Here is a 21270-nt window from a genome sequence, read left to right on the forward strand (position 1 = left end):
ATGCAGTGCGGGAGAAGAATCGCTACCGGCAAATACTTAGTTCAGATTTTTCTAAACTAATGGTCAGAGGGGCGCTAGACTTTGCGGGCTCATGGGACGGATACCCAACCTCAAGCGCGCATTTCCTTGCAACCGGAGCCCTCCCATGGCCAACGCTTTACCTGACCTGAAACTATTGCGCATCTTCGTCAGCGTGGTGCGCCATCAGGGGTTTGCCAACGCCCAGCACGAGCTCAATCTCTCGACGTCGGCCATCAGCACCTACATGAGCCAGCTCGAAGCGGCGCTGGGACTGGTGCTCTGTCATCGTGGGCGTGGCGGTTTCAGCCTGACCAGCAAGGGCGAGCTGTTCCATCAGGAGACCCTGCGCCTGCTCGGCGAACTCGAAGGTTTCGAGCAATACGCCGCCGCACTCAAGGGCGAGCTGCGCGGTACGCTCAACCTCGGGGTGATCGACTCGACCGTCAGCGACACAGCGTTGCCGTTCGCCGAAGCCATTGGCGCCTATAGCCAGGAACACCCGGCCGTGCATTTGCACTTGTCGGTGATGAGCCCTTACGAACTGCAACTCGGCGTGCAGGACAACCGCCTCGATCTGGCCATCGGTGCGTTCTCCACGCGCATGAGCGGACTGGTCTACATGCCGCTGTACCGTGAACAACATTGGCTGTATTGCAGCAGTCGTCATCCATTGTTCAGCGAGCGGCGCATTCCCGAACAAGTCATCACCCAGCAGCGCATGGTCGGTCGCGGTTACTGGAGCCAGGCCGAACTGGCGCGCCATGGCTTCAAGCACAGCGCGGCGACGGTGGAGAGTATGGAAGCGCAGCTGATTCTGGTGCTGTCCGGCGCCTACATCGGCTACCTGCCGGAGCACTACGCCCAGGCTTGGGCCGACAAGGGCGATTTGCGTGTGCTGCTGCCGGCCACTTTCGGCTACCAGGCACCGTTTTCGATGATCGTGCGCCGTGGGCGCAGCCGTGAGCCGTTGATCCAGACCTTCCGCGACTTGCTCAAAGCGCAGCTCAACCAGGCCTGATCGGGAGAATCGTATGTCCAGAAGCCAATGCGCCCGTTGCTTGCGCCCGCAAACTCATTGCCTGTGCCCGTTGATTCCCAGCCTCGACAGCCGCACCCGGGTGCTGCTGTTGCAGCATCCGAGCGAGGTGAACCATGCGTTGAACACCGCGCGGCTGGCAGCGCTGGGGTTGAACAATGCCGAATTGATCGTCGGTGAAGTGTTCGAGGATTTGCTGCACCTGTTGAATCAACCGGGTTATCAGGCCCGCTTGCTATTCCCGGCTGACGACGCGCAACCGTTGCAGGCCTATACGGCTTCCGATCAACCCTTGCTGCTGGTGGTGCCGGACGGCACCTGGCGCAAGGCGCGCAAGTTGTTACACCTCAATCCATTGCTGGCGGCGTTGCCCCGAGTGACACTGGCCGAAGGCGCGGTGTCGCGTTATCGGTTGCGCAAGGCACCGGGGCCGGGAGCGTTGTCGACGGTGGAGGCGATCGTGCAGGCGTTGCAGGTGCTTGAGGCGCCGACCTCGTTCGAGCCGCTGTTGCGACCGTTTGAGGCCTTGATTGAAGGGCAGATTGCGGCGATGGGGGAGCAGACTTATCAGCGTAATCATGGTGGCGAAGCCTAGAGGCATGACGCAGTCCCCTACGCAGGCGCCACACCTGCGTACTACATCGGTTCCGGCGGTCCGATCAGCCGTCCCATCGCCCCAAATACCCCCAGCTCCCTGATCGTCTCAAGTTCTCCTCGGGTCTTGACCATTTCGGCAATCAACGGCAAATCGATGCTGTGGGTCGCGCGGAAAATGGCTTCGATGAACAGGCGTTTGTCGCTTTGCTGGTCGATGTCGCGAAGGTAGCTGCCGTCGATTTTCAAGTAGGCAAAACCCAGTTGGGTGAGGTTGCCGATCTGGCTGAAGCTGCCGCCGAAGTGTTGCAGGCCGATCCCATACTGGCCACCCAGTCGCTGATTGAGCCCGGTCAGGTCATTGATCCGCAGCATCAGCAGGTGTCCGGCGCTGCTCTGTTCGGTCACCAGCAATTGCTCAGTGAGTTGCTCATTCAGTAACCGTCGGTTGGCCAGCCCCGTGAGGCTGTCCTGATACGACTCGGCGCGAAGTTTTTCGCTACGCGCGACTTCTTCGGCAAACAGCCCTTTGAGCTTTTCGACCATCTGGTTCATCGCCAGCACCACGCGTTTGAGTTCCGGGGTCCTGGGCAACTTCGGCAGGCTGAGAAACTCGTGTTTGCTGATGGCTTCGGCCTGTTTGACCATGGCGTCCAGCGGGCGCAGTTGCCGGCGCAGCAACCAGCCGCCGAACACCGCGCTGAGCAATCCGCACAGCAGTAACCAGACCAGACTGCCAAGGGCACTGTCCCACAGTTTGGCCAGGGCAAACTGTGGGTTGCTCACCACTTCAACGCGCGCCGCTTGTTTCCAGCCGCGCATAACCAAGGCATCACCCCCTTGCGGGTGCAGGTTCACCAGATCGACGAACCAGCCCGGTACGTCTTTGGTGGGGGCGGCAGCGTTGCGCTCCACCAGTACGCGCTCGTCCTCGATGTTGATGACCCGAATACTGGAAAAGTAGCCGCTGTCGAAGATCGAGCTGACCATCGACTCAATCATTGCCAGATCGTTGATTTGCGTACTCAACGAGAGTCCCAGCGCAGTGGCAGCGTCCTGGGCATGGGAGCGCAATTGGCCGAGCAACTGCACGCGCGAGCTCTCCAGGCTGACAAAAAAACTGCCGCTGAAGGCCACCAGCAAGAACAGGCAGATGGCCAGAAACAACTGTTTGAGTAGCGACATGAGACGCTCCGGAGCGCTGACCTTCCCGGGCGACAGGAAATGTCTGGCCGCTGAGGTAAAGACGTCTGGAGTTTAGGTGCTGTTTTGTGGAACGCAGGACAGATTGTCGGGGGGATGGGGTATAGATGAGCTTGTGTGGCGAGGCGTGTTCAGGATTCGATCAGGGGTTTTTGCCGCAGGATATACGCCGTCACCCCCAACGCTACACTCAACCAGCCGATGGCCAGTAGCACGTAGCGTGGGATCAGGGAGCGATTGCCTATGGGCTCAGCCACAGGCAGGAACTCAGTGGTGACGAGGCTTGAGGATCGCCGGTTTTTCGTCTGGCGCGTTGCACAGCAGGTACAGCGCGGTCAGGGCTTCCGGGATCTGTACGATCATGTCGTCCATCAGGTTGGCGTCGGCCGCGATGTCGGAGAATTCAGGCTGCTCATCGAACAGGCCGGAACCGACCATGATCGGCAGCAGCATTTCGCTGACTTCGTCTTCGGCGGTTTCGAACCAGGCCTCTTCACGCAGGAATACGCCTTCCATGAAGCCGATGCACCAGCCGCGCAGGTCGGAATCATCTGGCTCTTCGCCCAGGTCCAGGTCGCACGGCAGCTCGAATTCTTCATCGGACGCCAGTTGGCGAGCGATATGAGCCTTGAGGGCAATCAGGGTCGATTCGATTTCTTCACGCTCGGCGTCGTCGCGATAATGCGGCTCTTCGGCGAACAGCGCGTCGATCCACTCACGATCAGGCACCGTCTCGGAACAGATCGACAGGGCCGTCAGATAGCCGTGGGCGGCCACATAGTCCAGCGCCTCGTCATGCAGCTCGTCGGCGTCGAGGAAGGCTTGCAGGCGGGTTAGTTGCTCAGCGAAGGACATTGAAGGGCTACCTTGGGAATATACGATGCCCAATTCTAGGCGTTCTTGAGCGGTCCGGCCAGCCGCGCGGCGGATTTGCCTGCATTGTCGGTGTCGGCGGCTATCGCTCGGGTATACTCGCGCGTTTTGCAAAGCCCTGCAGGTGTCGCGATGGTCCCGGACAAATCCGCTTACGGATCTGTCCGTGAACAATGCGTTTTTTTGATCCAGCCTGCTCACAGGGATATTCAGCACCATTTGGAGTTTTTCATGCTCGAACAGGCTCAACGCGTCCTCAAGGACATCTTCGGCTACGACAGTTTCCGTGGCCGTCAGGGTGCCATCATTGAGCGCGTAGCCAGCGGCGGTGACGCTCTGGTGCTGATGCCGACCGGCGGCGGCAAATCCTTGTGTTTCCAGGTCCCGGCGTTGCTGCGCGACGGCCTGGCGGTGGTGGTTTCGCCGCTGATTGCGCTGATGGACGATCAGGTCGCGACCCTCGAAGAGCTCGGTGTCGCGGCGGCGGCGCTCAATTCGACCTTGAGCGCCGAGCAACAGCGCGATCTGGCGGCGCGGATCAAACGCGGTGAAGTGAAGATGCTGTACCTGGCGCCTGAACGCCTGGTTCAGCCACGGATGCTGGCGTTTCTGCAAAGTCTTGAAATCGCTCTGTTTGCCATCGACGAAGCTCACTGCGTGTCCCAATGGGGTCACGATTTCCGCCGGGAATACCTGCAACTGGGCCAGTTGGCGGAACTGTTCCCCAACGTCCCGCGCATCGCCCTGACTGCCACAGCCGACAAGCGTACCCGTGAAGAAATCGTCGAGCGCCTGCATCTGCAGAACGCCGAGCGCTTCCTGTCGAGCTTTGACCGGCCGAACATTTTCTATCGCATCGTGCCCAAGGAGCAGCCGCGCAAGCAGTTGCTGGCGTTTCTGGCAGAGCGGCGCAGCGATGCCGGTATCGTCTATTGCCTGTCGCGCAAGAAAGTCGACGAAGTGGCGGTGTTCCTCAGCGAGCAAGGTTTCCCGGCGCTGCCGTACCACGCCGGTCTGCCCAACGATACGCGGGCCCACCACCAGAAGCGCTTCCTCAACGAGGAAGGCCTGATCATGGTCGCCACCGTGGCGTTCGGCATGGGCATCGACAAGCCCAACGTGCGTTTTGTCGCCCACCTGGATTTGCCGAAGTCCCTTGAGGCCTACTACCAGGAAACCGGTCGTGGCGGCCGTGACGGTCTGCCGGCAGACGCCTGGATGGCTTACGGCCTGCAAGACGTGGTGATGCTCAAGCAGATGCTGCAGAACTCCGAAGGCGATGAGCGCCACAAGCGTCTGGAGCAGCACAAGCTCGACGCCATGCTCTCGCTGTGCGAAGAAACCCGCTGCCGCCGTCAGACCTTGCTGGCCTATTTCGACGAAGATATGCCGCAACCCTGTGGGCATTGCGACAACTGCGTCGACGGTGTGCAGACCTGGGACGCCACCGAACCGGCCCGTCAGGCACTTTCGGCGATCTACCGCACTGGCCAGCGCTACGGCGTCGGGCATCTGGTGGACGTGTTGCTGGGCAAGGACAACGAAAAAGTCCGCAGCATCGGCCATCAGCATCTGTCGGTGTTCGGTGTCGGCAAAGCGCGGGCCGAAGGCGAATGGCGTTCATTGTTCCGACAACTGGTGGCGCGGGGTCTGGCGGACATTGACCTGGAAGGCTACGGCGGCCTGCGTTTGAGCGACAGCTGTCGGCCGCTGCTCAAGGGCGAAGTGACCCTGGAGCTGCGCCGCGACCTCAAACCGCAAACCACCGCGAAAAGCAGCAGCACCAGCCAGGCCAGCCAACTGGTGCGCGGTGAAGAGCGCGAGCAATGGGAAGCCTTGCGCGCCCTGCGGCGCAAACTGGCTGAAGAACATGGCGTGCCGCCGTACGTCATCTTCCCCGATTCGACTCTGCTGGAAATGCTCCGCAGCCAGCCAAGCTCCCTGCCGGAAATGGCCAAGGTCAGCGGCGTCGGTGCGCGCAAGCTGGAGCGCTACGGCGAGGCCTTCCTCGAAGTACTGGGTGGCCAGGCCGAGGCGCCGAAAGTGGTCACCGACCTGCGCCACGAATTGATCACCCTGGCGCGCGCCGGCATGACGCCGATGCAGATTGCCGGCCAGTTGCAGTGCTCGGAAAAGAACGTGTACACGATGCTCGCCGAGGCCATCGGCAAGCAGCAACTGTCGCTGGAACAGGCGCTGGACCTTCCGGAAGACCTGATGGGTGAAGTCCAGGACGCGTTCCTGGACGGCGAGGGCGAGTTACCACCGGTGTCGGAGATTTCCGCGTTGTTTGCCGGCCGTGTCCCTGAGGGCGTTTTGTACTGTGTGAGAGCGGCGTTGCAGTCGGAGTTTGAAGTTTAAGTGCCGAATATCAAGATGTAGCGATTCAGTACAGACCGAGCCTTGCTTAGAGTCGAGGGTCATGCTTAGCTGACTAATAATTAGTTTCAGCTTATTTCAGTCTAACCATGAGTTTTTTATGCCGTTAACCGATCAACACCGTTTTGGCATGCAGTTGGCGCAGATGTCTCGCGGCTGGCGCGCTGAACTGGATCGCCGTCTCGCCGGCCTCGGCCTGTCCCAGGCCCGCTGGTTGGTGCTGCTGCACCTGGCGCGTTTCGAAGAAGCCCCCACACAGCGTGAGCTGGCACAAAGCGTCGGTGTTGAAGGGCCGACGCTGGCTCGCCTGCTCGATAGTCTGGAAACCCAGGGGCTGGTGCAGCGTCAGGCCGTGGCGGAAGACCGCCGGGCGAAAAAAATCGTGTTGTGTGCGTCCGCCCGTCCCTTGATCGAACAAATTGAAACCATTGCCACCGAGTTGCGCCACGAGCTGTTCGAGGGTGTCGACGAGGAAGATCTGCGGGTGTGTATGCGGGTTCATGGGCATATTCTGGCCAATCTGGAAAAATCTTGAGGCATAACCACACAGCAGACTTTTGAGAACCGGCGCAGAGCAGACTATAAGAACTGTAGGGTCTGTTCACGTTTGGTGACGAACCGCGTTGGCACGCAACCCGAAGGGACGGGGCCCACTTGATGCAGGGCTGCGTTCCTCGCGCCTTGCCCTGCATCAAGTGGGCATCCGTCGCGGCCGTCACCAAACGTCAACAGACCCTAGGCAATAACGTGTTCGTACTGGAAGTGCGAATGCGCACAGGTGGTTCTGGTTAGCTAAGGGATGCTTATGCTCGAGAGTTTGCAGTCTGTGTTACGGCGTTCCGTCAGCCTGTTGGCGGTCGCTGGCGCCTTGTGTTACTCGGCATTGGCTCCCGCGCTGGGGTTGGGTGACATTACGTTGCACTCCGCCTTGAACCAGCCGTTGAATGCCGAGATTGCCTTGGTCGATCCCGGTGCTCTGGCCGACGGTGAACTCTTGGTCAGCCTGGCGACGGCGGACGAGTTCGCTCGCGCCGGTGTCGAGCGTGTTTTTTTTCTCAACGACCTGCGTTTCACCACCGTTCTGCGTGGCGATCGCAGCGTGATTCGAGTGGTCTCCAGTAAACCGGTCAATGAACCTTTCCTGAATTTTCTGCTGCAGGTGAGCCAGCCCAATGGGCATTTGCTGCGCGAATACACGTTGCTGATCGATCCACCAGGCTCGCCTGGGATCGTACCGGCGAGTGACATTGAGCCGGCCCTGGCGATCAGCCAGCAACCCACTGCCGTCGCACCCGCCAAAACACCGGCTGCTGCCCCGGCGAGCAGGGTGCCTGCGGCGACCGACCCCACTTCCGAGTTGCTGGCAGCCAGCGTCCTGGAAAGCCAGCAGCTGAAACAAACCGTCGATCAGTTGAGCTCCCGGCTACAAGCCCAGGATGAACAGATTGCCAGCCAGCGCAAGCAAGTCAGCGATCTGCAAACCGAGTTGGCCGAAGCCAAAAAGCCCCTATATACACCGGCCATTCCTGCCGCGCCGGCCCCGGTGCCGGTTACCCCCGTGGATGAGACGAGCAGTGGATGGGCGTTGTGGCTGGTCGTCGGCCTGCTGGTGCTTGGCTTGCTGTTGTTGCTGGGTCTGTTTGCGCTCCGTCAGCGGCGGGTACAGCCTGTGTCAGAATCAGGGTCGCGACATGAGCCAGTGGTCGGTCGGGTAGCGTCCGATACTGCGCAGAAGCCACCGATCGAGCTTTCTACGACGCAAGCCACCCCCTCGAACCGCGAAACCGTTCATGGGGCAGAAGTGCTTGAGGGCGTCGGTATCTACCTGACGTATGGCCGCTTCGCCGAGGCGGTGGGTCTATTGCGCGAAGCGTTGCTCAAAGAGCCACAGCGCAGCGACTTGAACCTGAAGTTGTTGGAAGTGCTGGGGCAGCAGGGCGACAGCACAGGTTATTCGGACCACGAAAACAGCCTGCTTGAAGCGGGTTACAGCGTCGAGGTCTTGGAGCAGATTCGTGCACGTTCGCCAAAACTGGCCAGTACACAATCTTCGGCAACTCTTGAACCGACGGCTGAACCTGCTGCTTCGGTACGGGATAAGTTCCAGTTGAATCTGGATGACTTGTCGATGGATTCGAGCTGGGATCTGATCAGCCCGTCCGACACAAACGCGGCAATGGCTAAACCCGTGGATCAGCTGGAGCCGCTGGACGATGGCTTTCTCGACGATTTCGCCGATGCATTACCGACCCTGGAACTTGAGCCGTTGCCGGTGGAGTTCGCAGGGCAGGAACGCGAAGAGGTCCACGCCGGCAAACTGGAAGAGGCGCAGAACCGTATCGACGACGGCGATCTGGACAGTGCCATCCGGCTGTTGAACGAGTTGCTCAAGGACAGTGACGAATCCTTGAAGCAAACCGCCCGCAACCTGTTGGCGAGCATTCGTTGACCTCGAAAACGGCGCATGGGGGATCTCGGGCGAGCGATAAAGGCGGCTATTATAGCGATGCCATCGAGCTCAGGAGTCCAGCGCACCATGACCACCCGCAAACCGGAAGTTGTCATCACCTATTGCACGCAATGCCAATGGCTGTTGCGCGCCGCCTGGCTGGCCCAGGAGTTGCTCAGCACCTTCGGTGACGACCTGGGCAAGGTTTCACTGGTGCCGGGAACCGGTGGGGTGTTTCACATTACCTGCGACGGGGTACAGCTCTGGGAGCGCAAGGCCGACGGCGGCTTTCCGGAAGCCAAGGTGCTCAAGCAGCGGGTTCGCGATCAGATTGATCCAGACCGCGACCTCGGCCACAACGACAGAGTTCAGTGAGAGGCTGCTTCAGCCGCCACGTTTTTCTTGCTTGAGCTGCCAGACAGACTGCTGGAAACAACAATCGCGATGATGATCAGCGCACCACCGATCAGCATCCGTAGCGTCGGGTTTTCGCCGAACAACAGCCATGCCACGGTAATGCCGTAAACCGGCTCCAGAGCGAACACCACCGCTGCGGTGCGAGCCTTGATCACCGCCAGGCTGGCCACGAACAGGCTGTGGGCGACGCCGGTGCAGAACACCCCGAGCAGACCGATCCACAACCAATCGATGGCGCGTACTTCACTCAAACCCGGTGCCGCCACCGGCAGCAGGCAGAGCGCGACCACCACGTTCTGACACAGCGCGGCCTGCACGGCGGGTATACGCCCAGAGCTGGCGCGGTTAGTCAGCGACAACAGGGCGAACAACAAACCCGAGCCTACAGCCCAGAGCAGACCGCTGGTGGCCTCACTGGCCAGATCGAAATCCGGGGTGACCAGCACCAGCCCAACGCTCACCAGCACCACCAAAAGTATTTCATTGGCGCGAATCCGCTCGCGGAAGATCAGGCCTTCAAGGATCACCGTAAACGCCGGGAAGCTGGCGAAACCGAGGGTCGCAATCGCCACACCGGCGACTTTCACCGCAATGAAAAAGCTCACCCAATGCCCGGCCAGTAACAGGCCGCTGAGCAGCAGGCGGCGCCAGTCCACGGCTTCGAGTTTCTGCCAGCCGGTGTTGCTGGCGAAACGGGCAAAGAACGCCAGAGCGATCACCGCGAATGCCGCCCGGCCAAAGACGATGATGGCAGGCGAGGCGGCGGCGAGTTTGCCGAACACGCCGGTCAGACCAAACATCAGTGCGCCGATATGCAGGGCGCCAAGGGCGGTACGCGGAGTCATTTCAATCCTTAATACAGAGACAGAACCATGGGGACACTCTAAAGCCATGGCCTTCGGTCTGTCTGTCGCCAGACTCGCGTTTTTTATCGCCAGCCTAGCGTTCGCTCACCGCACGGCGCAGCGCACCCGGTGATGCGCCGAACTCGCGCATCACCGCTGCGGCGAAGGCACTCTGGGAACCATAGCCGACACGGCTGGCGACTTCGCCGATGGGCAGCGCGGATTCACGCAGCAACTTCACCGCGATATGCAGGCGGCGACTGCGGATGTAATCCATCGGCGTCTGCCCGCATTCGGCGACAAACCGTGCGTGCAGGCGTGCGCCGGACAACCCGGCGATGCGCGCCAGGTCGGCGACTTGCAGCGGGTAGGCGGCGTATTGATCGATGTGTGCGTTGAGCGCGGCGTAGGGCAGCCGTCGTCCGGCGACACTGATCGGCGCGACGCTGTTGAGGCTGGCGAGCAACAACACGGCGCCTTGCTGGGCGATCAGTGGGTCACTGACCGGGCTGCTCGCCAGCCAGCTCACCAGCTGACTTTGCCCGGCGTCCAGCGGCAAGCGTCCGGGGTTGTCGAGCAAGCGCCGACTGGCTTCGGCATGCTCGCCCAGCGACTGCGAAACCCACTGATCGCTCGGCACATCGAGCACCAGGCAGCGGCTGCCATTCGGGCTGCCACAGGCGTGATGGGCGCCTGACGGGACGACCACGAAACTCTGCTGCACCACCTGGCTGCCATGGCCGCCGACCTCGAAGTCGAGCGCACCCGACAGGCCGAACACCAGTTGTGCGTGGTCGTGGCTGTGGACGATCAAGTCGTGGGTGTATTGGCGTAGCGTGAGGATCGGTCTCATCGCAGTCTCCTGGGCAGACTCGCAGTCTACACCGGCCGCGCCTGGGGTCGGGGTGTCATCAGACTGCCGCATTTGTGTCATGGGCTATTAATCGCCGCAGTGCAAGCTTGCGAAAAGTCTCGCAGAGGTTGCCCATGACCAGCGCCGAACGTGCCAAACCCAGCGGTAAACAACGCGTGCGCACCTTGTGGATTTCCGATGTGCACCTCGGCACCCGGGATTGCCAGGCCGAGCATTTGTCGCAGTTTCTCAAGGGCTATCAGGCTGACAAGATCTATTTGGTCGGCGACATCATCGATGGCTGGAAGCTGCGCAGCGGCATGTACTGGCCGCAGGCTCACACCAACGTCATCCGCCGTCTGCTGACCATGAGCAAGCGTGGCACCGAGGTGATTTACGTCACCGGCAACCACGACGAGTTTCTGCGGCGTTATTCGAAGCTGATCCTGGGCAATATTCAACTGGTGGACGAGGCGGTTCACGTCACCGCGGATGGTCGGCATCTGTTGGTGATTCACGGCGATCAGTTCGATGTGATCACCCGTTATCACCGCTGGCTGGCGTTTCTCGGCGACTCGGCCTACGAGTTCACCCTGACCCTCAACCGCTGGCTCAATCATTGGCGTGCGCGGTACGGCTACGGTTACTGGTCGTTGTCGGCGTACCTCAAGCACAAGGTCAAAACCGCGGTCAGCTTCATCAGCGATTTCGAAGAGGCCATCGCCCACGAGTGCGTCAAGCGCGAGCTGCACGGCGTGGTTTGCGGGCACATCCACCACGCGGAAATCCGCAAGGTCGGCGGGGTGGATTACCTCAACTGCGGGGATTGGGTTGAGTCGTGCACGGCGTTGATCGAGCATTGGGATGGCTCGATCGAGTTGTACCGGTTGGCGGATGCACAGGCGCGAGAGGCGCAGCTGGTGAAGGTCGCAGAACCGGTTTGATGCCGGAAAGATCGCAGCCTGCGGTCTCTTGATCTTAGGCTGGTGCGTATTCTTCCATCGCTGCCGTGTAGATCGAATTTTTCGGCCGGGCAAACAGACGTTCCAGCATAGGTTCGAAGAAACTCAGCGGTAATGTGTCGTACGCCGAATCGAACGCGGCGGCGTCGTACCTGGCGCAGAACTCGATGGTCTGCCGGTACTGCGGATGTTCGCTGAATTGCTCGCGCAGGTGCCGGTCCATGCCCAGGTGATGGAAGAAGTAGTAACCCTGGAAGATCCCGTGTTTTTCCACCATCCACAGGTTTTCAGCGCGGACGAATGGCTTGAGGATCGCCGCTGCGATGTCCGGGTGGTTGTAGGAGCCAAGGGTATCGCCAATGTCGTGGAGCAGCGCGCACACCACGTACTCCTCATCCCGGCCGTCGCGCCAGGCGCGGGTGGCGGTTTGCAGTGAGTGGGTCAGACGATCGACCGGGAAACCGCCAAAATCACCCTCCAGCAGTTTCAGGTGCGCCACAATCCGTGTCGGCAATTGTTTGGCGTAGGCACTGAAGTCGGCGGCGATGATCGCCCAGTCTTCCTGCGTGCCATCCTTCATGTGGGTGAAACGGGCGTGCGCATTCATCGGCTATCCTCTTATTGTTTTCGTCGGGACGTTTTGCAGTGTAGAGCCTGGATCCAATACTGCACTGGCCGCCTGGGACGGCTTCATGGCCTGGCGAGCCTAGAAAGGGACTTTGCCCCGGATCATGTCGCGATACATGACGAAGTCGCCGAGCAGGCTGTAAAGCGGATGCTGGAATGTCGCCGGGCGGTTTTTTTCAAAGAAGAAGTGGCCGACCCAGGCGAAGCTGTAACCGGCGACAGGCAGGGCAAGTAACAGCATCCAGGCACCTTTGCCGATAGCGAAGGCGAGGATGACAATCACCAGGCTGGTGCCGACAAAGTGCAGGCGTCGGCAGGCACTGTTGCTGTGTTCGCTGAGGTAATACGGGTAAAACTCGGCGAAGCTGCTAAAACGTTTGATGTTTTCCACGACTGCGATCTCTGTGGTTATTGTTCTGCTGACCGGATGTTCTGCGGGGAGCTTATTTGAGTTTAGGGTCATCAGTAGCAACAGCCAGTGACAATAGGCGCCACTTTAGTATCCTTCTGAAATTGGCCGTGACCCGCGGCTCATCAAGTAAGAAAACGCCATGAGCGAACGAACGACTTCTGCAAGCTGGGCGATGGGGATTGTCAAAGCACTGGAGATGGACGGCCTGGATTGCCGGGTCTTGTTCAAACAGTTGGGGCTCGACTACGCGGCGCTGGATGATCCGGATGCGCGCTTTCCTCAAGATTCGATGACGCGGCTCTGGCAGCGCGCGGTAGAGCTGTCCGGCAACCCGGCGATCGGTCTGAACATGGGCAAGCTGGTCCGCCCGGCATCGTTTTCTGTGGTCGGTTATGCCTTGATGTCCAGCCAGACCCTGGCGGAAGGCTTTCAGCGCCTGGTGCGTTATCAGCGGATCATCGCCGAAAGCGCCGACTTGAGTTTTCGACTGTTACCCGAAGGTTATGCGCTGATTCTGACAGTGCATGGCGATCATCTGCCACCGACCCGACAAAGTGCCGAAGCGTCACTCGCCTGCGCGCTGGGCCTCTGCGGCTGGTTGACCGGGCGTACCTTGCAGCCACGCAAAGTGTTGATCCAGGGCGCTCAGCCCGTAGACCTCGAACCCTACAAATTAGCCTTTCATGCGCCACTGGAGTTCAACGCGCCGTATGACGCGCTGATTTTCGAACGGGCAGACATGGAAGCCCCGTTGCCGACTGCCAACGAGGCCATGGCGCTGTTGCACGATCGGTTTGCCGGCGAATATCTGGCGCGATTTTCTGAAAGTCGGGTGACCCACAAGGCGCGACAAGTGTTGTGTCGTTTGTTACCCCAGGGCGAACCCAAGCGCGATACGGTGGCGCAAACCCTGCACTTGTCCCAGCGCACCTTGCAGCGACGCTTGCAGGAAGAGGGCACGAGTTTTCAGACGTTGCTCGACGACACCCGTCGTGAGCTGGCCGAGCAATACCTGGCGCAACCGAGCATGACGTTGCTGGAGATCGCTTACCTGTTGGGGTTCGCCGATCCGAGCAATTTCTTCCGGGCCTTTCGGCGCTGGTTCGATGCCACACCCGGTGAGTACCGGGTGCGATTGATGGACGCGCCCAAAGAGATCAGTGACGCCAAAACGCCGGAATACACAGCACAAACACGGTAATGATTTCCAGCCGGCCGAGCAGCATGCCCAGGGACAGAATCCATTTGGCGGCGTCCGGCAGGGTCGCGAAGTTGCCGGACGGGCCGATGGTTTCGCCCAGCCCCGGACCCACCCCGGAAACCGTACTGGCGGCGCCCGTCAGGGCCGTCATCCAGTCCACGCCGAGCAGCGATAGCGCCAGTGCGATGGCACAAATGGTGATCGCGAAGAAGAACGAAAAGGTCAGAATCGAACGAACAATCTCTTCATCGAGACGGTGACCGTTGTACTTCTGCTTGATCACCGCACGCGGGTGGATCAGTTGGTTAAGGTTGGCTTTGAGCAGGATAAAGGCCACCTGGAAACGGAAGATCTTGATCCCGCCAGCGGTCGAACCCGAGCAACCACCGACAAAGCCCAGATAGAAGAACAGCATCAGCGAGAAGTTGCCCCACAGGCTGTAATCCCCGAGCGCAAAACCGGTGGTGGTGACCACCGACGTAACGTTCAGCGCGACGTGGCGCAGTGCGTCCAACCAGTGCAGGTTGGTGGTCCACCAGTACCAGGTGCCGAGTACCAGCCAGGTGACCAGCAGCATGCCGAGCAATCCCTGCACCTGCTGATCCTTGATCAACGCCCGCCGATTACCGCGCAAGGTCGCCACGTACAGGGTAAATGGCAGGCTGCCGAGAATCATGACCACCACTGCGACCCAATGCACGGCCGGCTGCTTCCACTTGGCCAAGGACTGGTCGGAGGTGGAGAAACCCCCGGTGGATATTGCCGACATCGCATGGTTGATCGCGTCGAACGGGCTCATACCCGCCCACCAGAACGCCAGGCTGCCGAGGATGGTGATGCCGACGTAGGCGGCGACGATCAGCCGAGCCACCATGTGCGAACGTGGCATGACCTTTTCGGAACGGTCCGACGACTCGGTCTGAAACAGCCGCATGCCACCAATGCGCAGCAGTGGCAGAATGGCGACTGCCATGCCGATAAAGCCGATTCCGCCCAGCCAGTGCAGCAACGAACGCCACATCAGGATGCCCGGAGACATAGTGTCCAGGCCGCTGAGTACAGTGGAGCCGGTGGCGGTAATGCCTGACATGCTTTCGAAAAACGAGTCGGTGTAACTGATGCGCTGGGTCAGCAGAAACGGCAATGCGGCGAAGATGCAGACCACCACCCAGCTCGACACGGTGAGCAGGTACATGTCCCGCGGGCGCAGGTGTATCTGCTCGGGTCGTCCGGGGATGACCAGCGCCAAACCGGCGAGAAAGGTAATCATGCTGGCCCAGAGGAACGACGGCAGATCGCTGGTGCGGTCGTAAATCACTAGCGTCGCCATCGGCACAACCATGCTGATGGCCAGGGTGATCAGGAAGATGCCGATGATGAAACCAATAATCCGTAAGGTCGGCAACGCCATGAGATCCGCTCGGGCTGATAGGGAAGGGCGCCATTCTACCCGCGAGGCAGGGCATGTAAACCGGCACCCCGGCGGCGGATACCGCTAGAATAGCCAGACATTTTTTCAGGAGGTGGCCGATGCAGGCTCTCGACGCTTTGCTCAACCGTGTTTCCGTTCCGCGTTTGCTCGACCCGGCGCCCACCGCTGCACAACGGGAAGTGTTGTTTGCCGCAGCCATGCGCGCACCGGATCACGGGCATTTGCAGCCGTGGCGTTTTTTAACGGTCGAAGGCGCGGCGCGTGAGCAATTGGGCGAGTTGCTGGCTGAGGCCGCACGCCTGCAAGACGCCGATGTACCTCAGGCGTTGGTGGACAAGGCGCGCAGTGGCCCGCTGCGTGCACCATTGGTAGTCGTTGTGGTGGCGCGTCTGCAGGACCACATCAAAGTGCCGAAATCCGAGCAGTTGCTGGCCGCAGGTTGTGCGGCCCATGGAATCTTGCTGGCGGCTTACGCTCAGGGTATCGGCGCGGTATGGCGCACCGGCGAGCTGGTCTATTCGGCGCATGTGGCCAAAGGCTTGGGTCTGGCGGAAGGTGAAGAGGTGATTGCATTCCTTTACCTGGGTACACCGCAGAACGAACCGCGTGTAGCCGGGAAAGTCGATCTCGCGGAGTTTGTCAGCGCCTGGCCCGCCAAGGCCTGAATCATTGGCAGATTGATTTAATGTGGGAGCGAGCTTGCTCGCGATAAGCCGGCACATTCAACATAGATGTGACTGTCAGGCCGCTATCGCGAGCAAGCTCGCTCCCACAAGGTCCCACAGGTTTTTAGGGTTGTACGGTCGCGCCGGGCATCAACGGCAACTCCAGGCTGGCAATGAATCCGCCCTCCGGGTGATTGGCCAGAATCAGACTGCCACCGTGGCGCTCTGCCGCGCGCCGGGCGATGGCCAATCCCAGGCCGTGTCCGGACGCCGTCTGGCCGGGAGCCCGATAAAACGGCTCCCCCAGTTGGCTCAAATGCTCGGCCTCTACACCGGGGCCATGGTCGCGCACACTGACCACAATCCGATCCCCATGACGCAATGCCAGAACTTCAATCGACTGCCCGACCGGGTTGAAGCGTTGGGCGTTGCGCAACAGGTTGTCCAGCGCCCGCTCGATCATGGTCGGCCAGCCCTTGAGGCGTAATTGCTGTTCGGCTTCGATGCGTATGCTTTGTTCCGGCGAGCCAAGCTGAGCGTCTTTTTGCAGTGTGTTCAGCAGCGCGTTGAGGTCAACCTCTTCGGCACTCGCGTTGTCGGCGTCGACCCGTGCCAGCACCAGAATTTCGCTGATCAACGCTTCAAGGCGATCGCATTCTCGGGTCAGCCGTGGCCAGAGTTTTTCACGCTCTTCGGGGCCGGCCCGTTCTGCGAGGGCCAGGGCAATACGCAACCGGGCTAACGGTGAACGCAGCTCGTGAGACACGTCACGCAGCAGTTGCCGCTGGCTGCCGATCAGGCTCTGCAAGCGTGCGCCCATGCGGTTGAAGTCGTTGGCCAGCACGCCAAACTCGTCACGCCGGTTGGCCAGTCGCGCCAGGCTGTTTTGCTGATAGGTGGTCTGACCGAGGTCGTGCACCGCACCGCGCAAACGGCTCAACGGGCGAGTGATGGACAGGGTCACCAGCAGGCTGAACAGCGTCAGCACCACCAAGGCAATCGACAGTGCACTGAGGGGCCAAAGCAGGCTGGAGCGGTGCCAGGCGTTGAGCTCCGGATGCGGAATACGGTAGATCAACAAGTAAGTTTCAGCGCTTTTCGGGCTGGTGTACTCGACGGTCAGGCGTCGCCAGGGCAGGTGACGGTCGTTGTTGTCGGGGTTGTCGTTCTGTCGTGCTTCCAGGGCCGCCGCGCGCCGAGGAAAGGTCCCGCGCACCACCGGGTCGCCACTCTCGTTCAGCACCTGAACGTCGATGTGGTAACGCCGTTTGCGTTGTTCGAGCAGCGCTTGCGCGGCGTCCTCGCCACTTTCTTCGTAGAGCTGCGTCCACTCTTGCGCCAGGGTACTGAGGCCCGGGTGGCGACTGAGAATCCAGGCGTCTTGGTTCAACATGTGCCCGAGCAGAATCGACAGCCCTGCAACCAGAGCGATGGCCAGCCAGAAACTGGCAAGGATGCGCCAGAACAATGAACGCACGGGAAGTCCTCAAACAAAGAAAGCCCAATGGGGGTTAACCATTGGGCTGGGAAGTAGCGCTAGAACATTATTGCGTTTTTTTCGGTTGCTGGGCTTTCCACGCCTGAAACTCGGCCCATTCGGCTTTGCGCTCGGCCTGCTGCTTTTGGATCGCATCGAACTTCTGCTGTTGGTCCGGCTTGAGAAGGGCACGAATGTCTTTCTCGGTTTTCTGGCGGCCGGCCGCCATTTGGTCTTTCATGGCCTGCTGATCGGCTGGCGAGAGTTTTTGCAGGTAGTGCTCTACCAGCTCTCTACGCGCATGCATCTGCTCACCCATCAATTTACGGATCTGCTCGCGTTGTTCGCGGCTCAGATCCAGTTCTCTGTACATGCCTTTGCCGCCATGCATGTGTTCGCTGTAACCGTGGCCGTCCATTGGGCCCATCGGGCCTTGGCCTTCTTGCGCGGCCATGGCAATGGTCGGCAGTGCGGCAGCGAACATCAAAGCGATAAGGGTCTTGCGCATGGTGTGTCTCTCCTTGTCTCGTTCCCGGTGTGTTCCGGATGAGTACAGATTACGGAGATCAAGGTCAGCGGCGGTCAACGGAGCGTAAAGCTTGGGTAAAGACGGTTTTCTGTCGTCCTGACAAAACAACCCCCCGTAGGAGCTGCCGCAGGCTGCGATCTTTTGATCCTGATCTTGGCCCAATCACAAGCAAGATCAAAAGATCGCAGCCTGCGGCAGCTCCTACGGGGGGCCGCGTCGGGTTTAGGGGCGCGTGTGGTGTTCAGAGGCTGTAGTAATAACCGCGGCTGCGCAGGGCAACGATGCGCGGGCGGCCGTCGGGGTGTGGGCCGATCTTTTTGCGCAGGTTGCTGACGTGCATGTCCAGGCTGCGGTCATACAGAGTGAGCTTGCGACCGAGGGCGATCTGCGCCAGTTCCTGCTTGTCCAGTGGCTCGCCGGGTTGCTTGAGGAGGGCTTCGAGCAGGCGACTTTCAGAGACGGTCAGGGTGAACTCCTGTTCGTCGATGCTGACCACACCACGGATCGGGCTGAAACACAGATCGCCGAGTTCCATCTGGCTGGATACCGCCGCCGGATGACTGCGCCGTAGCACTGCGCGCAGGCGGGCCGTCAGCTCCCGAGGATCACACGGCTTGGCCAGGTAATCGTCGGCGCCCAGCTCCAGGCCGAGGATCCGGTCCAGCGGCTCACCACGGGCCGAGAGCATCAGCACCGGCAGATCCGGGTGGTCGCTGCGTAATTGCTTGAGCAGTTCCAGACCGCTGCCGTCGGGCAGCATTACGTCCAGTACCACCGCCGCCGGCGCGGACTCGGCCAGGGCTCGGCGCGCACTCAGACCGTCGTGGCAGGCGCGCACGACAAAGCCTTCCTGGCTCAGCCAACTGCTCAGGAGCTCACACAGCTCCTGATCATCATCAATTAGTAACAGCTCGCTCATGACTCACTCAATTTAGCCATTGCCGACGTTGTTTACGTCCACCACTGGCGAAGATACCGCAGAGCAGGGCCAATAGCGCTACTCCCGCGCCCGTGACGAACCACTGCTGCTGATCGCTCAGCAGACGCGGCAGCGGGTTTGCCTGGGCTTCCTTGAGTTGCAGCTTGAGGCGCTGATTCTCCTGGCGTAACCGGCCCAGCAAGGCGCTTTCGCGTTCGCTATCGGCATTTTGCAGTTGTTTGTTCAGCTCATCTCGTTGCTGCTCGCTTTCTTTCAAGCGTTGCTGCAATTGCGTGATCTGGCTTCCGGCGCTTAACGACAGAGGCGTTGAATTGCCCGAGTCCGAGTGCTCTTCGGCATGGGCGAGGGCCCCGATCGATAACATGACCAACAGCAGACACAGCGGACCTTGGCGCATCGAAACTCCTGATTCCAATCGAGTGTTGGGCAGGTTGTCGGCCGTTGAACGAGAATAATGAGCAATTGAACACGCGATGAGCTGAAGGTTCATCGCGCCGGTGCTGTGTTATGGCAGGACTTGCTTGAACGGTTTGACCAGAACGTTGGCGTAGACGCCTGCGGCAATATACGGATCGGCGTCGGCCCAGGCCTTGGCGGCTTCCAGGGAGGCGAACTCGGCGACGATCAGGCTTCCGGTGAAACCCGCAGCGCCTGGATCATTGCTGTCGACGGCAGGGTGCGGACCGGCCAGTACCACGCGGCCTTCGGCCTTGAGCTGTTGCAGCCGCTCGATGTGCGCAGGGCGCGCAGCCAGGCGGTTTTCCAGGGAGTTGGCGACGTCTGTGGCCATGATTGCGTATAGCATGTCAGTCCTCGGTTTTTGGCGTAGTAGTGTCGGCGTCGTGCAGGTGGCGGGACAGATAAATGCCCTGGCCGACCAGGAACAGCAGGGTCATGCCCAGGCTGCCGAAGACTTTGAAGTCGACCCAGTAGTCCTGGAAGGTGAACGCCACGAACAGGTTGGCGGCACCGCAGAACAGGAAGAAAGCGATCCAGGCGATGTTCAGACGGGTCCAGACCGGATCCGGCAGGGTCAGCGCGTGGCCCATGATGCGTTTGATCAGTAACCGGTCGCCGACGAAGTGGCTGCCGATAAAGGCCAGGGCGAACAGCCAGTTAACCACCGGTGCCTTCCATTTAAGGACGGTTTCGCTGTGGAAGGCCAGGGTCAGGCTGCCGAAGACCAGGCAGGCGATGAGGGTCAGCCACTGGCTCTTCTCCAGCTTGCGCTGTTTGATGAACAGCGTGCCATAAACCACCAGGGAGCTGATGATCAGCATCGCGGTGGCGCTGTAAATACCGCCTACAGTCAGTTGCTGACCGGCGATGTCGACGACCCGTGGATCGATTTTGTAGACGATGAAAAACAGCAGAAGCGGGATGAAGTCGATGAATTGTTTCACAGTGGCAGCCAGAAGCAGGATGTGGCGGCATAATAACAAACATATTGAGTCGCGAAAGCGCCAGCTGATTTGAGGTTACACAGTCCTGTGAATGTTGATTTGCACTGCCATAGCACGGCCTCCGATGGCGCCCTGGCGCCTGCGGTACTGGTTGCGCGTGCGTTCGAGAAAGGCGTGCGAGTCCTGGCCTTGACCGATCACGACACCCTTGAAGGCCTCGACGAGGCCCGCAGCGCCGCGGTTGCGCTGGGGATGCAACTGGTCAACGGCGTCGAATTATCCTGCACCTGGGGTGGCGCGACCATTCATGTGCTCGGTTACGGTTTCGACGTCAACGCGCCGGCGTTGGTCGAGGCGATTGCCAAATTGCATGACGGGCGCTGGCTGAGGTCCAAAGAAATCAGCCGCAAACTCGAACTCAAGGGTATGCCGGGCGCGCTGGAAGGCGCGCGGGCTATCCAGCAGGAGCTCGGCGACAGCGGCAACGCACCGGCCCGCCCGCACTTTGCCGACTATTTAGTCCGCGCCGGTTTCGTCAAGGATCGCGCCGAAGCCTTCCGCAAGTGGTTGGGCGCCGGCAAGCTGGGAGACGTCAAGCAACACTGGCCGACCCTGGAAGAAACCGTCGAAACCCTGCGCACCGCCGGGGCCTGGGTCAGTCTGGCGCATCCCTGGCACTATGATTTCACCCGCAGCAAACGCCGTCGTCTGATTGCCGACTATATTCAAGCAGGTGGCCACGCTATCGAGGTGGTCAATGGCCATCAGCCGGCCGAGCAGGTCGGCAGCCTGGCTATTCTTGCACGTGAGTTCGGTCTGCTGGTCAGTGCCGGCAGTGATTTCCATGGACCCGGAGGCTGGTCCGAGATCGGCGAGTACCGCCCACTCCCGGAGGACCTGCCACCGCTTTGGTGTCGGTTCAAACATGACCCAGCCGTTATTACCGTCTGAA

The 21270-nt window shown here is 60.4% G+C and carries 23 protein-coding genes and 1 pseudogene; 10 read left to right on the forward strand and 14 right to left on the reverse strand.

Translation table 11 applies throughout. The annotated features are described in order from the left end of the window. Positions 1 to 145: 145 nt before the first annotated feature. Both AC1RPZ_RS24035 and AC1RPZ_RS24040 read left to right on the forward strand, forming a co-directional pair. Entirely contained in the window at positions 146 to 1039 is an 894-nt protein-coding gene (locus AC1RPZ_RS24035; RefSeq protein WP_493139958.1) for a LysR family transcriptional regulator, read from the forward strand. A gap of 13 nt (positions 1040 to 1052) precedes the next feature. Then, positions 1053 to 1652 carry a tRNA-uridine aminocarboxypropyltransferase gene (locus AC1RPZ_RS24040; protein ID WP_493139959.1) on the forward strand — a complete coding sequence of 200 codons (600 nt, stop codon included), beginning with the start codon at positions 1053 to 1055 and terminating at the stop codon, positions 1650 to 1652. Between the two features lie 41 nt (positions 1653 to 1693). Here the strand turns inward: AC1RPZ_RS24040 and AC1RPZ_RS24045 are convergent, their stop codons facing one another. The 3 genes and pseudogenes from AC1RPZ_RS24045 to AC1RPZ_RS24055 all read right to left on the reverse strand — a co-directional run bounded on the left by AC1RPZ_RS24045 (position 1694) and on the right by AC1RPZ_RS24055 (position 3709). Next, positions 1694 to 2836, reverse strand: coding sequence for a bifunctional diguanylate cyclase/phosphodiesterase (locus AC1RPZ_RS24045; protein WP_493139961.1), 1143 nt, complete (start codon positions 2834 to 2836; stop codon positions 1694 to 1696). Positions 2837 to 3000: 164 nt separating this feature from the next. Next, positions 3001 to 3111 (reverse strand): annotated as a pseudogene (locus tag AC1RPZ_RS24050) (DUF454 domain-containing protein); the annotation flags it as partial. A gap of 10 nt (positions 3112 to 3121) precedes the next feature. Continuing rightward, positions 3122 to 3709, reverse strand: coding sequence for a UPF0149 family protein (locus AC1RPZ_RS24055; protein WP_493063736.1), 588 nt, complete (start codon positions 3707 to 3709; stop codon positions 3122 to 3124). Positions 3710 to 3958: 249 nt separating this feature from the next. On the opposite strand from AC1RPZ_RS24055, the gene recQ reads away from it, so the two are divergent. From recQ to AC1RPZ_RS24075, 4 genes are all read left to right on the forward strand, one after another. Further along, positions 3959 to 6088: a DNA helicase RecQ gene (gene recQ / locus AC1RPZ_RS24060; RefSeq protein ID WP_493139963.1), complete on the forward strand. Its 2130-nt coding sequence runs from the start codon at positions 3959 to 3961 to the stop codon at positions 6086 to 6088. A 118-nt stretch (positions 6089 to 6206) separates the two neighbouring features. Continuing rightward, positions 6207 to 6641 (forward strand): MarR family transcriptional regulator, encoded by a 435-nt coding sequence (locus AC1RPZ_RS24065; RefSeq protein ID WP_493139965.1) that lies wholly within the window; start codon positions 6207 to 6209, stop codon positions 6639 to 6641. 270 nt (positions 6642 to 6911) lie between these two features. Next, positions 6912 to 8555 (forward strand): FimV/HubP family polar landmark protein, encoded by a 1644-nt coding sequence (locus tag AC1RPZ_RS24070; protein WP_493139967.1) that lies wholly within the window; start codon positions 6912 to 6914, stop codon positions 8553 to 8555. Positions 8556 to 8642: 87 nt separating this feature from the next. Beyond that, positions 8643 to 8930 (forward strand): Rdx family protein, encoded by a 288-nt coding sequence (locus tag AC1RPZ_RS24075; protein ID WP_493139969.1) that lies wholly within the window; start codon positions 8643 to 8645, stop codon positions 8928 to 8930. Here the strand turns inward: AC1RPZ_RS24075 and AC1RPZ_RS24080 are convergent. Next, positions 8924 to 9817 (reverse strand): DMT family transporter, encoded by an 894-nt coding sequence (locus AC1RPZ_RS24080; RefSeq protein ID WP_493139971.1) that lies wholly within the window; start codon positions 9815 to 9817, stop codon positions 8924 to 8926. The two genes, AC1RPZ_RS24075 and AC1RPZ_RS24080, sit on opposite strands and share 7 nt — an antisense overlap. A gap of 94 nt (positions 9818 to 9911) precedes the next feature. Continuing rightward, positions 9912 to 10670, reverse strand: coding sequence for a helix-turn-helix transcriptional regulator (locus tag AC1RPZ_RS24085; protein WP_493139973.1), 759 nt, complete (start codon positions 10668 to 10670; stop codon positions 9912 to 9914). A gap of 134 nt (positions 10671 to 10804) precedes the next feature. Between AC1RPZ_RS24085 and AC1RPZ_RS24090 the strand changes: the two genes are divergently transcribed. Further along, the gene (locus tag AC1RPZ_RS24090; RefSeq protein WP_493139975.1) at positions 10805 to 11614 is read left to right on the forward strand and encodes a UDP-2,3-diacylglucosamine diphosphatase; all 810 of its coding nucleotides are present in this window, start codon (positions 10805 to 10807) and stop codon (positions 11612 to 11614) included. Between the two features lie 34 nt (positions 11615 to 11648). Here AC1RPZ_RS24090 and AC1RPZ_RS24095 read toward each other — a convergent pair whose 3' ends face one another. Continuing rightward, complete coding sequence (locus tag AC1RPZ_RS24095; RefSeq protein ID WP_493139977.1) at positions 11649 to 12239, reverse strand: HD domain-containing protein; 591 nt, start codon at positions 12237 to 12239, stop codon at positions 11649 to 11651. A 99-nt stretch (positions 12240 to 12338) separates the two neighbouring features. Beyond that, the gene (locus tag AC1RPZ_RS24100; protein ID WP_493139979.1) at positions 12339 to 12650 is read right to left on the reverse strand and encodes an Mpo1-like protein; all 312 of its coding nucleotides are present in this window, start codon (positions 12648 to 12650) and stop codon (positions 12339 to 12341) included. Positions 12651 to 12810: 160 nt separating this feature from the next. Here AC1RPZ_RS24100 and AC1RPZ_RS24105 point away from each other — a divergent pair, with 160 nt between their 5' ends. Continuing rightward, the gene (locus AC1RPZ_RS24105; RefSeq protein ID WP_493139981.1) at positions 12811 to 13872 is read left to right on the forward strand and encodes an AraC family transcriptional regulator; all 1062 of its coding nucleotides are present in this window, start codon (positions 12811 to 12813) and stop codon (positions 13870 to 13872) included. Here AC1RPZ_RS24105 and AC1RPZ_RS24110 read toward each other — a convergent pair. Then, a complete protein-coding gene (locus AC1RPZ_RS24110) occupies positions 13829 to 15283 on the reverse strand; it encodes a TrkH family potassium uptake protein (RefSeq protein ID WP_493139983.1) in 1455 nt (484 codons plus the stop codon). The two genes, AC1RPZ_RS24105 and AC1RPZ_RS24110, sit on opposite strands and share 44 nt — an antisense overlap. A 119-nt stretch (positions 15284 to 15402) precedes the next feature. On the opposite strand from AC1RPZ_RS24110, the gene AC1RPZ_RS24115 reads away from it, so the two are divergent. Next, a complete protein-coding gene (locus AC1RPZ_RS24115; protein ID WP_493139984.1) occupies positions 15403 to 15969 on the forward strand; it encodes a nitroreductase family protein in 567 nt (188 codons plus the stop codon). 124 nt (positions 15970 to 16093) lie between these two features. On the opposite strand, the gene AC1RPZ_RS24120 is transcribed toward AC1RPZ_RS24115, so the two are convergent. From AC1RPZ_RS24120 to AC1RPZ_RS24145, 6 genes are all read right to left on the reverse strand, one after another. Continuing rightward, positions 16094 to 17446, reverse strand: coding sequence for a sensor histidine kinase (locus tag AC1RPZ_RS24120; protein ID WP_493139985.1), 1353 nt, complete (start codon positions 17444 to 17446; stop codon positions 16094 to 16096). Between the two features lie 67 nt (positions 17447 to 17513). Further along, positions 17514 to 17954 (reverse strand): Spy/CpxP family protein refolding chaperone, encoded by a 441-nt coding sequence (locus tag AC1RPZ_RS24125; protein ID WP_493139986.1) that lies wholly within the window; start codon positions 17952 to 17954, stop codon positions 17514 to 17516. Between the two features lie 262 nt (positions 17955 to 18216). Further along, on the reverse strand, positions 18217 to 18894 hold the full coding sequence (locus AC1RPZ_RS24130) for a response regulator transcription factor (RefSeq protein ID WP_493139988.1): 678 nt from the start codon (positions 18892 to 18894) through the stop codon (positions 18217 to 18219). 7 nt (positions 18895 to 18901) lie between these two features. After that, positions 18902 to 19312 carry an SH3 domain-containing protein gene (locus tag AC1RPZ_RS24135; protein WP_493139990.1) on the reverse strand — a complete coding sequence of 137 codons (411 nt, stop codon included), beginning with the start codon at positions 19310 to 19312 and terminating at the stop codon, positions 18902 to 18904. A 108-nt stretch (positions 19313 to 19420) separates the two neighbouring features. After that, positions 19421 to 19720, reverse strand: a complete 300-nt coding sequence (locus AC1RPZ_RS24140) for a YciI family protein (protein ID WP_493139992.1) — start codon at positions 19718 to 19720, stop codon at positions 19421 to 19423. Between the two features lies 1 nt (position 19721). Next, positions 19722 to 20318, reverse strand: coding sequence for a septation protein A (locus tag AC1RPZ_RS24145; RefSeq protein WP_493139994.1), 597 nt, complete (start codon positions 20316 to 20318; stop codon positions 19722 to 19724). 87 nt (positions 20319 to 20405) lie between these two features. Here AC1RPZ_RS24145 and AC1RPZ_RS24150 point away from each other — a divergent pair, with 87 nt between their 5' ends. Beyond that, on the forward strand, positions 20406 to 21269 hold the full coding sequence (locus AC1RPZ_RS24150; RefSeq protein ID WP_493139996.1) for a PHP domain-containing protein: 864 nt from the start codon (positions 20406 to 20408) through the stop codon (positions 21267 to 21269). Position 21270 lies beyond the last annotated feature (1 nt).

It is taken from the genome of Pseudomonas sp. GW822-FHT02D10 (genome assembly GCF_058802345.1).

Bases quoted from the DNA above. Each gene is read 5' to 3' on its own strand.
- AC1RPZ_RS24115 (WP_493139984.1), top strand. From the start codon at position 15,403: ATGCAGGCTCTCGACGCTTTGCTCAACCGTGTTTCCGTTCCGCGTTTG.
- AC1RPZ_RS24140 (WP_493139992.1), bottom strand. From the start codon at position 19,720: ATGCTATACGCAATCATGGCCACAGACGTCGCCAACTCCCTGGAAAAC.
- AC1RPZ_RS24085 (WP_493139973.1), bottom strand. From the start codon at position 10,670: ATGAGACCGATCCTCACGCTACGCCAATACACCCACGACTTGATCGTC.
- AC1RPZ_RS24125 (WP_493139986.1), bottom strand. From the start codon at position 17,954: ATGCGCAAGACCCTTATCGCTTTGATGTTCGCTGCCGCACTGCCGACC.
- AC1RPZ_RS24095 (WP_493139977.1), bottom strand. From the start codon at position 12,239: ATGAATGCGCACGCCCGTTTCACCCACATGAAGGATGGCACGCAGGAA.
- AC1RPZ_RS24130 (WP_493139988.1), bottom strand. From the start codon at position 18,894: ATGAGCGAGCTGTTACTAATTGATGATGATCAGGAGCTGTGTGAGCTC.
- AC1RPZ_RS24110 (WP_493139983.1), bottom strand. From the start codon at position 15,283: ATGGCGTTGCCGACCTTACGGATTATTGGTTTCATCATCGGCATCTTC.
- AC1RPZ_RS24055 (WP_493063736.1), bottom strand. From the start codon at position 3,709: ATGTCCTTCGCTGAGCAACTAACCCGCCTGCAAGCCTTCCTCGACGCC.
- AC1RPZ_RS24040 (WP_493139959.1), top strand. From the start codon at position 1,053: ATGTCCAGAAGCCAATGCGCCCGTTGCTTGCGCCCGCAAACTCATTGC.
- AC1RPZ_RS24070 (WP_493139967.1), top strand. From the start codon at position 6,912: ATGCTCGAGAGTTTGCAGTCTGTGTTACGGCGTTCCGTCAGCCTGTTG.
- AC1RPZ_RS24105 (WP_493139981.1), top strand. From the start codon at position 12,811: ATGAGCGAACGAACGACTTCTGCAAGCTGGGCGATGGGGATTGTCAAA.
- AC1RPZ_RS24045 (WP_493139961.1), bottom strand. From the start codon at position 2,836: ATGTCGCTACTCAAACAGTTGTTTCTGGCCATCTGCCTGTTCTTGCTG.
- AC1RPZ_RS24035 (WP_493139958.1), top strand. From the start codon at position 146: ATGGCCAACGCTTTACCTGACCTGAAACTATTGCGCATCTTCGTCAGC.
- AC1RPZ_RS24135 (WP_493139990.1), bottom strand. From the start codon at position 19,312: ATGCGCCAAGGTCCGCTGTGTCTGCTGTTGGTCATGTTATCGATCGGG.
- AC1RPZ_RS24080 (WP_493139971.1), bottom strand. From the start codon at position 9,817: ATGACTCCGCGTACCGCCCTTGGCGCCCTGCATATCGGCGCACTGATG.
- AC1RPZ_RS24075 (WP_493139969.1), top strand. From the start codon at position 8,643: ATGACCACCCGCAAACCGGAAGTTGTCATCACCTATTGCACGCAATGC.
- AC1RPZ_RS24065 (WP_493139965.1), top strand. From the start codon at position 6,207: ATGCCGTTAACCGATCAACACCGTTTTGGCATGCAGTTGGCGCAGATG.
- AC1RPZ_RS24090 (WP_493139975.1), top strand. From the start codon at position 10,805: ATGACCAGCGCCGAACGTGCCAAACCCAGCGGTAAACAACGCGTGCGC.
- recQ (WP_493139963.1), top strand. From the start codon at position 3,959: ATGCTCGAACAGGCTCAACGCGTCCTCAAGGACATCTTCGGCTACGAC.